Genomic DNA, 14,336 nt, shown 5'->3' on the forward strand with positions numbered 1-14,336 from the left:
CTCTTCCTCCCGTTGAAAACTGATCCAAGGCCGAAAAATCGGGCCCCGGCGCGTTTTCGCTGATCTTACGCTGGGTTGGCCCTCCTCGTTCAGTCCCAGCGGATCACACCGGGGCCGAATTTTCGGCCCCGGCTCGCCTTACCGCGCTGCGGCGGAACATTCCGCGACACCCGTGTAGCGCACGCGCCCCAGCGCGGGCGTGGGCAGGACGCCGCCCCGGGACTTGCCGTACGCCACGACGGCGTCGCGCAGGTCCATGCCGCGTACCGGCGTGAGGTCCACGCGCTCGGGAGGCAGGGACTGGATGAGGGGCAGGAGCCCGTCCCCGCCGCGCGCGAGGAAGTCCGGCAGCGCCACCCGGTACGTCTTCCCCGGCTCCAGCGGCGCCCCACCCGCCAGCGTCACGCCCTGCAGGCGCCGTGCGCCCGGGCACTTGTCCAGCGTCAGCTCCACCCCGGACACGGGGAAGACGGCGCCCCGGTCCGTGTTGTGGGCCAGCTCCAGCAGGCGCCGCAACTCCGCGCCGCTGAGCTGGAGCACCGCCACGGTGTTGTCGAAGGGCAGCACCTCGTACACCTGGCCGAAGGTGAGCGGGCCCGCCGGCAAGTCGGCACGGATGCCGCCGGGATTCATCAGCCCCACGTCCGCGCGCGCCGCGTCGCGGATGACGTCCGCGAGCAGGTTGCCCAGCGCGCTCTCCTGCGTGTAGCCGCGCGCCAGCGGGGCGGCGGCGGAGATGCCCAGCGGACGCTGCTGGGCCTCCTGCGCCGTCTTCAGCGCCGGAGCCAGCAGCCGCTCCACCTCCGCGTCCGGCACCACCGGCGCGCCCATGAAGGTGGCCGGCACCAGCTTCACCTCCGGCTGCTCCTTCAGGCGCTTCGCGTCGCACGTGCCGCTGGCCGCGTCCACCTTCGCGCAGAGGGGAATCGCGGCCTGGAGGCGGGTGCGCTCCGGCACCACGTGGTGGCTGGCCGGGTCCACGTACAGCTCCACCACGCCCAGCGAACGCGCCATGCCCGTCGTCTCGATGATGGGCACGCCGCGGTAGAAGTGGCCCAGGGGCTGGTGCGTGTGCCCGGCCACCACCGCGTCCACCGTGCCCGGCGGGAGCGCGTCCAGCATGGACAGGATTTCCGCGTCGCCCCGGTCGCAGCTCGACGTGTCGTGCGGATTCTTCAGGTCCGGGCACTTCGCGCCCGCGTGCGCCACCACCACCACGAGGTCCGCGCCCCGCGCGCGCAGGGAGCGGGCCCCTTCCAGCGCGGCGGGCGCCAGCGGCAGGAAGCGCAGCGACGCGATGTTGACGGGGTTGGTGGACTCCGGCGTGGACTCGGTGGTGAGCCCCACCAGCCCCACCTTCACGCCCTTCACGGTGACGAGCGCCGTGCCGTCATTGCCCGTCCACGCCGGGCGCTGGCCGGTGGCCGCCTCGCGCAGGTTGGCGGACAGCATGGAGAAGCGCGCCTGCTTCACGCGGGCCTTGAGGGCCCCCAGCGCGTCCTCGCCCGGGCCCTTCGGCATGGCGGCCGGCCCCACCGGGCCGTAGTCGAACTCGTGGTTGCCGATGGCCGCCGCCGCGACGCCGAGGTGGTTGTACACGTCGACGACGATGGCGCCCTCCGTGAGGTTGGAGGGCAGCGTCCCCTGGAAGAGGTCCCCGCCGTCCACCAGCAACACCCCGCCCGGGTTGTCCGCGCGCAGCCGCGCCACGTAGGCCGCCAGCGTGGCCGCGCCACCCTCCTCCACCACCTGACCGTCCTTCAGGACGGTGCGGCCGGGCTCCACGTGCCCATGGAAGTCGTTGAGGCCCACCAGGGTGAGCCGGACGGCGTCCGCCGAGGCGGCGCTCGCGATGGAGCCGACGCCGCCGGTAGGAGTCGAGGGAGCAGTGCTGGCGCAGGCGGCGGAGAGTGCCGCCAGCGCGACGAGGACGAAGCGGGGGGAACGCATGGAGCCGCGCACTTCAGCGCGGCGAGCGCCCCGCTGGCAACGCGGTTTCAGCCCCGGCGGCGGCGCCGGGCCAGGGCCAGGGCGAGCAGCCCGAGCAACGCCGCGGCGGGCACCGAGGCCGTGGCACTGGAGCACCCGCCGTCGTCCCCGCCCTTGCCCGTGGGCGGCGGGGGCTGCGGCGGCGGGCCCACCGGGCCGGCATCCTCACCCGTGCCCCCGTCTGTCCCGGCGTCCGCCTGCTGCTGCGTGTCCACGCGCAGGGGCGGGTTGAAGGCGTTGGCCACCGACGCCCAGGGCACCAGCTTCAGGTTCTCCGCGGGCGAGTTGATGCTGTCGTGCCCGACGAAGAGCCCGCTGGAGAAGTCCGGCCCCACCGGACGCGACGACACCGCCAGGGCATTGGGCCCGTCCACCGCGTCGATGCCGCCGTCCGCAACCAACTGGAACGAGCCCACGAAGGCCTCGGAGCGGCGCTCCAGGACGGCGAACGCGTTCGAGGCCGTGTCCGCGACGAGGATGTAGCCCTCGTTGTTGCTCGCCTTGTACAGCGCCACCCGGCCCACGTCGGTGTTGAGCTGCCCGCCCACCGAGGCGAGGCTCAGCCGGTCCTGGCCCCCATCCGCCTCGGCGGAGTAGCGCCACAGGCCCTTCCCCTCCTCGGTGACGAACAGCCGGCCCGTGTCCTCGTCCGCGACGATGCCGGCGATGGCACCACCCGCCGTGGCGAGCACGCGCACCGGGGTGGCCGTCACCCCGCCGTCCGCGCCCGTAATCTCGAACTGCTCCAGCCGCCCGCCCGCGGTGCCCCCGAAGACGTAGAAGCGGCCCGAGGTGGGGTTGCGGTACAGCGCCACGGCGGCGTACTGCCGGCCGGTGAGGAACCCCGCGTTGCCGATACGCAGCACCTGGTCATTGGCGCCCGGGTCCAGCCGGTACGCCCCGAGCCCGTTGAAGTTGGGGTTGGCCGTCACCACCAGCGTCCGGTTGCTGCCCGCCAGGGGGAAGCTGTCATGCACCGCCACGCTGAGGGCCGGCCCGTCCGGCAGCTCCGCCTCGAGCTGCGTCCCGTTCACGCCGAAGGTCACCAGGCCCGCATTGGCGTTGTCATACGCGCCAATGAGCAGGCTGGCGCCGGCATCCGCGGGGTTCACCCACAGGGCGACGTCCCGGAGCGCCCCGCTGACGCTGCCGGGGTTGGGCTGGGTCTCCCGGGTGGGGGCCACCGTCACGGGTTGCGCGGACACGGGCGCACCCGCGAGCAGTGCTGCCAGGGCCAGGGTAAGTGGGTTGCGCATGACCGTCTCCTCGCTCATTGATGGACCACCTACCTTTGTCACGGAAGGTGTGTTCTTCAAGTACGAAGGCACAGGCAACGGTTGGCTACAGGTGACCGGCTCGGGTACAACGCGCCGTCCTCCAGCAAACATAGAAAAAGACCATGGCGACCAAGCGCGCACTCATTACAGGCATCACGGGGCAGGACGGCAGCTACCTCGCGGAGCTGCTGCTCTCGAAGGGCTATGAAGTTCACGGCATGGTGCGCCGCTCGTCGGAAGAGAAGTTCGAGCGCATCCAGCACCTGCACGGCAAGATTCAGCTGCACCAGGGCGACCTGCTGGACCAGTTCTCGCTCGCGGCGCTGCTGAACCTGGTCAAGCCCGACGAGGTCTACAACCTCGCGGCGCAGTCCTTCGTGCCCACGAGCTGGAACCAGCCCGTCCTCACCGGCGAGTTCACCGCGCTGGGCGTGACGAAGATGCTGGAGGCCATCCGCCACACCCGCCCGCAGGTGCGCTTCTACCAGGCATCCTCCAGCGAGATGTTCGGCAAGGTGCTGGAGGTCCCCCAGACGGAGGAGACGCCCTTCTACCCGCGCAGCCCGTACGGCGTTGCGAAGGCCTACGGCCACCACATCACCGTCAACTACCGCGAGTCCTTCGGCCTCTTCGCGGTGAGCGGCATCCTCTTCAACCACGAGTCCCCGCGCCGCGGCCTCGAGTTCGTCACGCGCAAGGTGACGTACAACGTGGCGCGCATCAAGCTGGGCCTCCAGGACAAGCTGCCCATGGGCAACCTGGACGCCAAGCGCGACTGGGGCTTCGCCGGTGACTACGTGGACGCCATGTGGCGCATGCTCCAGCAGCCGGAGCCGGACGACTACGTGGTGGCCACCAACGAGACGCACACCGTGCGCGAGCTGGTGGAGATTGCCTTCGGCCGCGTGGGCCTGGACTGGCAGAAGCACGTGCACATCGACCCGGCCTTCGTGCGCCCCGCCGAGGTGGACCTGCTCATCGGCGACTACGCCAAGGCGAAGAAGAAGCTGGGCTGGGAGCCCACCGTGCGCTTCAAGCAGCTGGTGGAGATGATGGTGGACGCCGACCTGGAGCGGCTCAAGGCGGGGCAGAAGTAGATGCGCGTTCTCGTCACGGGAGCGGACGGCTTCGTCGGCCGGCACCTGTGCGCCCTGCTGCGCGCCGCCGGTGACGAGGTCGTGGAGGCCCATGGGCCGCGTGGGGAGGGCATCAGCAGCAGCGCCCTCCACTTCGACGTGGCCAACGAGGCCGCGATGAAGGCGGCCATCGCCGAGGCGAAGCCCGAGGGGGTCATCCACCTCGCGGGCTTCAGCTCGGTGGCCAAGAGCCACAACAACCCCTCGCGCGTGTTCGCGGTGAACACGATGGGCGTGGTGCACCTGCTCACCGCGCTGCGCGACACCGCGCCGAAGACGCGCGTGGTGCTGGTGGGCTCCGGCGAGGTGTACGGCCCGGTGCCCGAGGGCACGCGCGCCACCGAGTCCACGCCCGCCGTGCCCCTGAGCCCCTACGCGGCCTCCAAGTCCGCGGCGGAGCTGGCCGGCGTGCAGTTCCACCGCAGCTACGGGCTGGAAGTCGTCATGGCCCGGCCCTTCAACCACCTGGGCGCGGGGCAGGACCCCACGTTCGTGGTGCCCTCCTTCGCCTCGCAGATTCGCGCGATTGGACTGGGCACGGTGGACCCGGTGCTGCGCACGGGCAACCTGGAGGCGGTGCGCGACTTCTCCCACGTGCGCGACGTGGTGGAGGCGTACCGGCTGCTGCTCCTCAAGGGCGAGCCCGGGCAGGCGTACAACATCTGCAGCGGCGAGGGGCGCACCATCCGCAGCCTGCTGGAGGAGATGCTGACGCTGGCCGGCGTGGATGCGCGAATCGAGCTGGACCCCGCGCGGCTGCGGCCCTCGGACATCCCGAGCCTCGTCGGCGCGCCGGACAAGCTGCGCGCGCTGGGCTGGACGCCGAAGCTGACGGTGACGGACGCGCTGCGCGACGTGCTGGGCCCCAAGGTGCCGGCGCGGGCGTCGTAGGGACGACCGGAGCCGGGGTTGTTGCCCGGCTCCGCGTCCGTCGGCGTCTTCAGGGCGCGAGCACGCGCACCCGGACCACGTGCTTCGAGTAGTGCGGCCGCACGAGGACCTCGCACCGGGGCACGCCGGTGCATTCGAGCACCTGAAGCGTGGCGAAGCCGTCGAAGCCGAGGGTGTACGTGCCCACCGTGAGCCCCTGCGTCTTCACGTGCAGCACGCCCGCCTCCGCCACCGTGGGCAGCGCGGCGCCGAACGAGCCGTTGTTCGTCAGGCGCGCGGTCAGCTTGGAGAGGTCCGCGGACGCGGGTCCCCAGGGCACGGTGAGGTCCTGGCCCTGCGTGACGTCCACAGTGCCTGCCGGGACGACGGGCCCGTGAGGCCCGACCCAGTCCTTCACGCGCATCCGCATGGCGTACGACGCGTCCTCCAGCGTGAAGTCGCCGTCGGAGAAGCTGCCCGGCAGGTTGGACGTGCGCGTCTCCACGACATTGAAGGTAGGCCAGCCGCAGCTCCGTCCCGAGTCACCTTCGCTCGGTCCGAGCCCTCCCAGGCTCGCTGCCCCGATGCGCTTGCCGTTGAAGGACGCCGAGTACGACTCATTCAGGGCCGAGCATGCCGGGTGACGGTCCAGCTCGAGGAAGGCCAGCGCCTGCTCTCCGGGCCCGGTCGTGCCGTCGTAGTAGCCAACCTCCCCGTGCAGGGTGACGTCCGCGAACTCCGACAGCGGCACGTACACCACGTCGTCATCCCCGCCACAGCCCGCCACTGCCAGGAGCGCCGCCGCACTGGCGGCCAACATGAAGACTCGCATCGTTGTTGGAGACTCCTCCTTGTGCTCGTCCGGATAGCACAAGGCTCGCGGCTTCACGACGAGGCCTGCGCGACCCCACGGACCAGCCGCTCCAGTTCCTCCTCCGTGTTGTAGTAGTGCACCGAGGCGCGGACCATCTCCCCCAGTCCTCGCGCCTCCATGTCGAGCCGCGTGGACGGACACCGCGTCACCGACACGTTGATGCCCTGGGCCTGGAGCCGCTGCCGGAGGGCGTCGGGAGACTGGCCCTCGACGGTGAAGGTGATGATGCCGCACTTCACCTCGCCCACGTCGCGCACGGTGACGCCCGGAACTTCCGCGAGCCGGGCGCGCAGTGGGTCCGCGAGATGGCGGATGCGCTCCCAGATGGCATCCAGTCCCCAGCCGAGCGCGTAGTCGACCGCGACGCCGAGCCCGAGCTTCCCGGCGATGTTGTTCTCCCAGTTCTCGAAGCGCCGCGCGTCCGGGCGCAGCGTGTAGCCATCCACGGACGTCCATGGCGCCGCATGGTGGTCGAGCATGGGAGGCTCGATTCGCTCCAGCAGCGCCTTGCGGACGTAGAGGAAGCCCGTGCCGCGAGGGGCGCGGAGGAACTTGCGGCCCGTCGCGGAGAGGAGGTCGCAGCCGAGCGCATCCACGTCGATGGGCATCTGCCCGGCCGTCTGGCAGGCATCGAGCAGGAAGGGCACGCCGGCCGCACGGGCGATGCGGCCGATGGCGGGCGCCGGATTCACCAGGCCACCGTTGGTCGGGATGTGCGTGACGGAGATGAGCCGGACGCGCGAGTCCATCATCGACTCCAGCGCGGAGATGGAGAGCTGACCGTGCGCGTCGTTGGGGACCACGTCGATGACGGCGCCCGTGCGCCGGGCGACCTGGAGATAGGCGACATAGTTCGCCGCGTACTCGGCGACGCCGGTGAGGATGCGGTCCCCAGGGCGGAAGTCCTGCGCGAGCCCATAGAAGGCCATGTCCCAGGCGACGGTGGCGTTCTCGACGACGGCGATTTCGTCGCGCGACGCGTGCAGCAACGTGGCGATGGAGTCGTAGACGCGCTCGAGCCTGTCACGGGCCGCATCCTCCGCCTCGTAGCCGCCGATGCGTGCCTCGCGCTGCAGGTGCTCCATCACCGTGTCGAGCACCGGCTGGGGCGGAAGGCTCGCCCCTGCGTTGTTGAAGTGCGAGACGTGGGCAGTCCCCGGTGTCTCGGCGCGAGCGCGGATGACGTCGATGCTCATGTGAGGGCTCCTCGGACGTGGATGCGCGCCGAGTGTGCCGCGCGGAACGGGAATGCCAAGTCCGAAGCGAAGCGTAGTCCTGTCCCTCACTCGCGCAGGAGCGCTTCGAGCGACGTGGGCGCATCCGCGGTGCGCGGCTGGACTCCTGCCAGTGAACGGTAGAACGGCGGCAGCGCACGACGTGGCAGCAGTCGTGGATGGACCGTGCGCAGTCGCTCCATCAGCAGTGACCACCCGGGAGTGTCCCGCTCCAGGTCCGCACGACGCGCGAGCACACGGAGCGCCTCCAGGTCCGTCGAAGACAGCGGCGAGCGGCGGCAGAAATCATCCAGCACACGAGCCAGTTCCAGCACGGCCGCGCCCCGGGGCGGTGGCCCGACTTCGAGCATCCAGCGAGCGACGGCAAGCGCTTCCTCGGGAGGCACTGCGACAGGAGCGTGCATCCGCGACAACTCGGCCGAGAGACGCACGAGCGCGGCCTTCACTGCGGCCTCCAGCGCATGCCGCGTATGCGTCACCGGAGCATCGCGGAGCAGCGTCTCCGCGCCAGTCAGCGTCTCGATGGCCTCGACCGTGAGGACCGCGCTCAACCCGCGCACCCGGGCGAGCACCGCGCGCAAACGGGGCAGCGTGGCAACGAGGACCGCCGCATCCACCCCCGTCGCGCACACCGCCGCGTCTTCGACTGTCACGGGCGTGCGCTCGGCCATCACCGGGCCGAGCACACGAATCAGCTCGTCACGGAAGCGAGGGTCGACGGCATCGCCCACGTCGACCGCCGCCTCGAACAGCGCGGCGAGAGGACGCAGCGCCTCGGGCCCGGCTCCACGCGGGAGCGCCCGGAGCGCTTGCAGCAGTTCCATCCTCGCCGCTTCGACCACCATGCCTCTCCCTACAGAGCACCTCCGGGAACAACATGAGTGCATTCCCGGAGGTGGAACACCCTCACACGGACTCGGGCCCCGTTGCCCACTTCCGGAGCCCGCCGTGCACCACGCCGTGCATCTCCGGCTGGAGCTTCACGCCTCCTTGCGAGGAGGTTCCACGACGTTGCCGTGCTCCACGCCGTGCCCATTCGACACGCCGTTGCCCTGCTGCGGCTTCGCGGAGCGCTGGAGCCCCTGCGGCGTCACTCCGTTCTGGAGCATCCGCGCCATCAGCGCGCCGAGCAACCCCTGCCCTCCCCCACCCTCCTGACCGAGCGAGATTTCCGGCACCAGCTTCACCCCGTGCTGCGCCAGCACGGTGGCCAACTGCACCGCGGTGAAGGCCTGGTCACCGAGCGCCGCCACACCGGTGCGGTACGCCTCCGCCTTCGCCTCGCCCACCAGTCGCGTCGCTTCCGCCTCCGCGCCGCCGTGCAGCCGCTTCGCCTCGGCCTCGGCCTCCGCGCGCTGCCTCATCGCATGCGCCTCGGCCTCCGCGCGCTGCCGCATGCCGTGCGCCTCCGCGTCCGCGTGCAGCCGCGTGCGGGCCGCCTCGCCCTTGGCCGTCTCCGCCGCCGCGAGCGCGCCCTTCTCGCTGATGGCCACCATCTGCTCGCTGCGCACCACCTCGCCCTGCATGTTCGCCACCGCCGTCGCGCGCTCCAGTTCGCGGCGGCGCACTTGCGCCTCTCGCTGCACCTCGTACGTACGCTGGAGCTCCTCGGCGATCTTCCGGTCCGTCTGCGTCTTCATCAGCTCGCCGGGCGGCTGGATGTCGCCGATGAGCGTGTCGATGCACTCCACGTCATACGCGCCCAGCGCGCCGTGGATGGCCTCGTACGCCTCGCGCTGGCGCTCGGTGCGCGCGGAGAGGAACTCCAGCACCGTCACCTGCTGCGCGGAGTTGCGGAAGTAGTTGGCCACCGTGGGCTGCAGCACGTGGTCCACCAGGTTCTGCATGGAGCCCACGCGCGAAATCACGCGCGGCGCCTGCTTCATGCTGATGTGGATGATCTGCGACACGTCCAGCGTGAAGCTGAAGCCGTCCCGCGAGCGCACCGTAATCGGGCTCAGCTTCTCGTCGTACTTGTGCTGCTCCGTGCGCTGCGCCCAGTTGAGGACGATGTTCGTCGTGGGCACCAGCTCCACCTTCATCACCCGCGTGTTGAGCGGGTGCTTGCCGGGCAGCAGCGGCTCGATCCACACGCCCTTGCGCCCGCGCTCCACGAGGTCGCCGTGGGTGAACTCGTCACCGGACACGTCCAGGTGCTCGCGCCCCACGTAGCTGACGACGACGCCCACATAGCCGATGGGCACCTCCGTCATGGGAATCTGCTCCACCTGCACGAACCACGGGTTCAGGTTCCACGAGCCCGAAAGCAACACCTGCTCCTGCAAGCCGCGGCAGCCGCCCGCGTCCAGGAAGCGCTGCGCGCTCTGGAACGAGTCATGCCCCTCCACCGGCGCGCCCGCGAGGTCGCCCGCCGGAATGGGACGGCCATCCAGCGTGGTGACGATGCCTACTTTGTCTGGGCCCACGTGGAAGATTTCGAGGTCCTCCTCGGACATGCCGAACGCCTCGGCGTTGTTCGGGGTGATGACGATGAACAGCGATGGGTTGATGCGGTAGGTACCCGCGGTGAGGAAGGCGAGCTGACGGCCCTTCTGTCCGCCGCTGGTGAGGAATGCGCGCGCATCCTGGAAGTTGTCGCACGGCACCTCGCGGCCGAGGATGTTGCCGGACGGAATGGGCGCGCCGCCGTTGGCGACGACGAGCGCGATGTGCCCCTGCGGCACCACCACCACCGGGACGCGCGTCACCTTGTAGCGCCAGAACGGGTAGCCGAAGTGCCAGCCCGGCGGGAGCAGCTCCGCCTGGTAGCCGGCCTCGCCGTCCAGCGCGATGAGGCGGCCGGGAGGCAGCGGGGCTCCGAACTTCTTGATGACCAGCCCCGACTCGTTCTCGCCGATGACCTGCAAGCCGCTGAGCAGAACCATCGCTCCGATGCCCAGCAGCAGCCCGACGACGGCCAGAACCACGATGTATTCCATGAGGCCCTTCTCCTGAGGCCCGCGAAAGTCGCGGGCGCCCCCCTCCACTGCACGCTCCCTGCCACGGCCAAGTGTCCGAAACTCCTGGAACCGTGATTCGGAACCACGATTCAAATCACGCCCGTTCCGTGTTTGATTCGCTGGATGCGGAACCTCCACTGGAAGGGCCCGGCTCCTGAGCGAGCCCTGGTGCAGCGTTTGAATGATGCCGGCTGGCGCCTCGGCGGCGCAGACCCGCGAGTGACGGTGGTGTGCTCCACGCAGCCGCGCCTGTCGGCCCCGCCGAAGTCCGGCCCCTGGGTGTGGCTGTGCGAAAAGACCCTGCCCGTCGACGCGCTCCGTTTGGCCGTGGAGCAGGGCGCCGTGGATGCGCTGTGGAAGGGCTCGGCTGGCTGGGAGGAACGGCTGCTGCGCCGGCTGGAGGAGAGCCTCGTGGAGGAGCCGGCGCCACGCATTCCGGGAACGCTCATCGCGCACAGCGCGGCGGCCAGGGCGCTGCTCGCCCAGCTCGCGCAGGCGGCGCGCACGTCGATGCCGGTGCTGCTCACGGGGGAGACGGGGACGGGCAAGGAGGTCGCCGCGCGACTCATCCACGAATGGTCCGAGCGTCGCTCGCGCACCTTCGTGCCCATCAACTGCGCGGCCATCCCCAACGAACTGATGGAGGGCGAGCTCTTCGGCTATGCGAAGGGCGCGTTCTCCGGCGCCATCCACGGCTACGACGGACTCGTGTCCGCGGCCGAGGGCGGCACCGTGCTGCTGGACGAAATCGACGACACGCCGCACGCGCTCCAGTCGAAGCTGCTGCGCGTGCTGGAGGACCGGGTCATCTCGCGCCTGGGAGAGAATGTCTGGCGCAAGGTGGACTTCCGCATCCTGGCGGCGACGAACCGAGACCTGAAGCAACTCATCGAGCGCGGGCTGTTCGGCGAGGACCTCTACGAACGCCTCGCCACGGTGCAGATACACCTGCCCCCGCTGCGCGAACGGCACGAGGACATCGAGCCGCTCGTGCTTCACTGGATGGAGCGCTTCTACACCGTCGAGGAGCCCGCGCCCGACAGCCCGCGCGTGCGCAGCGCGACGCCCGAGACGCTCGACGTGCTGCGTGCGTACCCGTGGCCTGGCAATGTCCGTGAATTGCGCAACGTCATCTACGGCGCGCTGGTGGCCAAGCGCGCCGGGGACGAGCTGCTCGTCTCGGACCTGCCGAAGCGCCTGTGGCAGCGCGAGCGCGCGAGCTCCTCCGTGCTGGTGTCCGCGCAGGAGGTGGAGCGTCGCGTGGCCTCGGGGACGATGAACCTGCGCGCCGAGCTGGAGCGCCTGGAGCGCATGGCGCTGCAAGCGGCGCTGCGGCGAGCGGGTGGCAACGCGGCCGAGGCCGCGCGCCTGCTGGGCGAGGTGGGCCGGGGCAAGGCGAAGGACCCCGGCGGCACGGTGCGCACGATGATGAAGCGCCTGGGCGTGGGCACGCGCGGAGTCACGTGAGGCTCCGCGCGCCCCCGGACGTCACTGCGCGGGAGACCACGCCCGCGGGTCCCAGCTCCTGCGCGTCTCGAGGTGCCGCCGCGTAATCGGCACGCTCCTCGGCATCCGGCGCTCGCGCGACTCGGCCATGCGCGACGACACGATGAACGCGAGGCCCGCGAGCGGGAGCGCGATCGGCAGGTACTTCTTCGCGTGGTACTCCCACGAGTCCACCTTGTCCCCGAGCATCTTCAGCAGCCAGTGCTTCGGGTAGTGGTCCGGGTAGCTGTACGCGAGCTTGCGGATGGCGCCGGACAATCCACGCAGCGGCGTCGACGTGCCGAACACGGGTGGCAGCTCCTTGTTGGGACGTCCGTGCATGGGCGCCGTGGGCTCACCCGCCTGGCGCTCGATGGGGAAGCGTGCGTTGGGCATCGGCTGGGGATTCTCCACGTGGCCCGGAACGCCTGGCCGCCGCGCGCGGTCCAGGTCGACGCCCCAGTACTCGGGCCGCTTCACGGGCTGCATGGATTGGTACCCGGACCGCCGCTGAATCATCTCCGGAGTGGTCACTTCTGGCGTGCGATTCATCAGAGGTCTCCGTCCTAGTGAAGGGTTCCGTTGGGCAGGAGCGCCACCTTGATGCAGCCGTCACGCTTCTGCGCGAACATGTGGTAGCCGTGCGGCGCCTTATCCAGCGGCAGCCGATGCGTGAAGACGGTGGACGGGCGGATGCGGCCGGCCCGGACGTGCTCCAGCAGGTGCGGCATGTAGCGCTTCACGCTGGCCTGGCCGGTGCGCATCGTCTGCGCCTTGTTCATGAACGTGCCGATGTCCACGCCGTTGAACGGGGGGCCATAGGCACCGATGAGCGAGATGATTCCGGCCTTGCGCGTCGCGTGGATGGCGAAGTTGATGGCCTGCGGAGAGCCAGCCTCCAGCTTCGCGTAGACGCCCATCGCACGGTGCACCGACGAGCCCGCGGCCTCGCAGCCCACCGCGTCGATGGTGGCGTCCGCGCCGCGGCCCTCCGTCATTCCCTTCACGGTGGTGACGAGGTCCAGGTCCTTGAAGTTGAGCGTCTCCACACCCAGCCAGTTGCGGGCGAACTCCAGGCGGTAGTCCTCCTGGTCCACGGCGATGACGCGGCCAGCGCCCATGGCCCACGCGGACCACATCGCGAACAGGCCCACCGGGCCGCAGCCAAGCACCAGCACCGTCTCACCACCTCGCAGGTCGCACATCTCGGCGGCCTGGTATCCGGTGGTGAAGGCGTCGGTAATCGGCAACGCGTCGAGGTCGTCGACGTCCTCGGGAATCTTCTCGGCGTCCACGCCGAGGAAGGGCACGCGGACGTACTCGGCCTGGCCGCCGTCATAGCCGCCCATGGTGTGCGAGTAGCCGTAGATGCCCGTGCCCGCGTCCGTCGCCGGATTCGTGTTCTCGCAACACGCGCTGAGGCCCCGGGTGCAGTAGTAACAGCCACCACAGAAAATCTGGAACGGCAGCATCACCCGGTCGCCCTTCTTCACGCCCGTGACGTGGGGGCCGACCTCCTCGACGATGCCGGTGAACTCATGGCCGAAGGTGAACCCGATGCGCGTGTCGGGCACGAGGCCATGCAGCAGATGGAGGTCCGAGCCACAGATGGCGGCGCTCGTCACGCGAACGATGCCGTCCTGGGGATGCTCGATTCGAGGGTCGGGCTTCTCACGCACCGCCACGCGGTACGGTCCTTCGTAGGTCAGGGCTTTCATGCCCGAAAGGCTGGGGACACGATGTTGGCTTGCCAACGCCCCTCCGCCTACCGTGTGTGCACGAGCGCCTGCCAGGCCTCCAGGCGACGGTCCAACGCGGTGAGCGCCCACAGGTCCGCCGGGTTGTCCGGCCGCACGGAGGCCAGGTCGCGCAGGAGCGCGGCGCGGGCACGGAGCTCGCCCCACTCCGACAGCACGCGCAGCGCCATCAGCGAGGGACGGCGCGTCACCAGCGCGACGAGCGCCTCCACCACGCGAGGGCTGCGCTCGGCGGCGAGCCGCTGCACGGCCTCGTGGCGCTCCTCGTTCGTGGAGTCCTCTGCTGTCAGCGTCGACATGAGCGTCTCGAAGCGCGTGTCGTCCAGCAGCGGGCGGGGCCCGGCGGCCTCCCAGTGCTCCACGGTGACGCTCGTCCGGCCGAAGGAGACACACTCGCGGCGCACGCCGTCCCCGCCGAAGAGGTCGAGGATTCGCTCCTGCGAGGGCGTGCCGCCATCGAGCACCTGCTCCGCCCGCCGGGACAATTCCCCGGACGCGCCGAGCAGATGGATGCGCAACACGGTCGCCTCCGCCTCGGGGGACTGCTCGGACGGGACACGGCCCCACTTGAGGAACACCTCCGCGAGGCCGCGCTCGTGGACGTACCAGCGGTACTCCAGCCAGACGGCGCTGGGGCGCAGCGCGAAGCGCGCGTCGTCGGGCTCGCGCAGGCGGGGCGCGCCCTCCCCCATGCCGGCGAAGCAGCGTTCCAGCAGGACCTGTGCGTCGGAGAGCTTCATGGTGGCGAGGCCC

At 70.4% G+C, this 14,336-nt stretch carries 12 protein-coding genes; 3 read left to right on the forward strand and 9 right to left on the reverse strand.

The genetic code is table 11. The features are described 5' to 3' along the window. Positions 1-138: 138 nt before the first annotated feature. Positions 139-1,950 carry a bifunctional metallophosphatase/5'-nucleotidase gene (locus ACVTJA_RS38120; protein WP_465827623.1) on the reverse strand — a complete coding sequence of 604 codons (1,812 nt, stop codon included), beginning with the start codon at positions 1,948-1,950 and terminating at the stop codon, positions 139-141. Between the two features lie 47 nt (positions 1,951-1,997). Further along, positions 1,998-3,245 carry a myxosortase-dependent phytase-like phosphatase gene (locus ACVTJA_RS38125; protein ID WP_465827625.1) on the reverse strand — a complete coding sequence of 416 codons (1,248 nt, stop codon included), beginning with the start codon at positions 3,243-3,245 and terminating at the stop codon, positions 1,998-2,000. A gap of 143 nt (positions 3,246-3,388) precedes the next feature. Here ACVTJA_RS38125 and gmd point away from each other — a divergent pair, with 143 nt between their 5' ends. Beyond that, on the forward strand, positions 3,389-4,363 hold the full coding sequence (gmd, locus tag ACVTJA_RS38130; RefSeq protein WP_465827628.1) for a GDP-mannose 4,6-dehydratase: 975 nt from the start codon (positions 3,389-3,391) through the stop codon (positions 4,361-4,363). After that, on the forward strand, positions 4,364-5,293 hold the full coding sequence (locus ACVTJA_RS38135; RefSeq protein ID WP_465827631.1) for a GDP-mannose 4,6-dehydratase: 930 nt from the start codon (positions 4,364-4,366) through the stop codon (positions 5,291-5,293). A 49-nt stretch (positions 5,294-5,342) separates the two neighbouring features. Here ACVTJA_RS38135 and ACVTJA_RS38140 read toward each other — a convergent pair whose 3' ends face one another. From ACVTJA_RS38140 to ACVTJA_RS38155, 4 genes are all read right to left on the reverse strand, one after another. After that, entirely contained in the window at positions 5,343-6,104 is a 762-nt protein-coding gene (locus tag ACVTJA_RS38140; RefSeq protein ID WP_465827633.1) for a hypothetical protein, read from the reverse strand. A gap of 53 nt (positions 6,105-6,157) precedes the next feature. Beyond that, positions 6,158-7,342, reverse strand: coding sequence for an aminotransferase class V-fold PLP-dependent enzyme (locus tag ACVTJA_RS38145; protein WP_465827637.1), 1,185 nt, complete (start codon positions 7,340-7,342; stop codon positions 6,158-6,160). 86 nt (positions 7,343-7,428) lie between these two features. Next, positions 7,429-8,205 carry a hypothetical protein gene (locus tag ACVTJA_RS38150; RefSeq protein WP_465827642.1) on the reverse strand — a complete coding sequence of 259 codons (777 nt, stop codon included), beginning with the start codon at positions 8,203-8,205 and terminating at the stop codon, positions 7,429-7,431. Positions 8,206-8,361: 156 nt separating this feature from the next. Further along, positions 8,362-10,320, reverse strand: a complete 1,959-nt coding sequence (locus ACVTJA_RS38155; RefSeq protein WP_465827647.1) for an SPFH domain-containing protein — start codon at positions 10,318-10,320, stop codon at positions 8,362-8,364. A 189-nt stretch (positions 10,321-10,509) separates the two neighbouring features. Between ACVTJA_RS38155 and ACVTJA_RS38160 the strand changes: the two genes are divergently transcribed. After that, positions 10,510-11,808, forward strand: coding sequence for a sigma 54-interacting transcriptional regulator (locus tag ACVTJA_RS38160; protein WP_465827651.1), 1,299 nt, complete (start codon positions 10,510-10,512; stop codon positions 11,806-11,808). Positions 11,809-11,829: 21 nt separating this feature from the next. Here the strand turns inward: ACVTJA_RS38160 and ACVTJA_RS38165 are convergent, their stop codons facing one another. Genes ACVTJA_RS38165 through ACVTJA_RS38175 form a run of 3 tightly spaced genes read right to left on the reverse strand, consistent with a single transcriptional unit; the run spans position 11,830 to position 14,323 of the window. Beyond that, a complete protein-coding gene (locus ACVTJA_RS38165) occupies positions 11,830-12,378 on the reverse strand; it encodes a hypothetical protein (RefSeq protein WP_465827655.1) in 549 nt (182 codons plus the stop codon). Between the two features lie 14 nt (positions 12,379-12,392). Then, entirely contained in the window at positions 12,393-13,544 is a 1,152-nt protein-coding gene (locus ACVTJA_RS38170; RefSeq protein ID WP_465827657.1) for a zinc-dependent alcohol dehydrogenase, read from the reverse strand. A gap of 47 nt (positions 13,545-13,591) precedes the next feature. After that, positions 13,592-14,323 (reverse strand): hypothetical protein, encoded by a 732-nt coding sequence (locus ACVTJA_RS38175; protein ID WP_465827658.1) that lies wholly within the window; start codon positions 14,321-14,323, stop codon positions 13,592-13,594. Between the last annotated feature and the right edge of the window lie 13 nt (positions 14,324-14,336).

The sequence above is a fragment of the Pyxidicoccus sp. M6 genome (assembly GCF_055568925.1).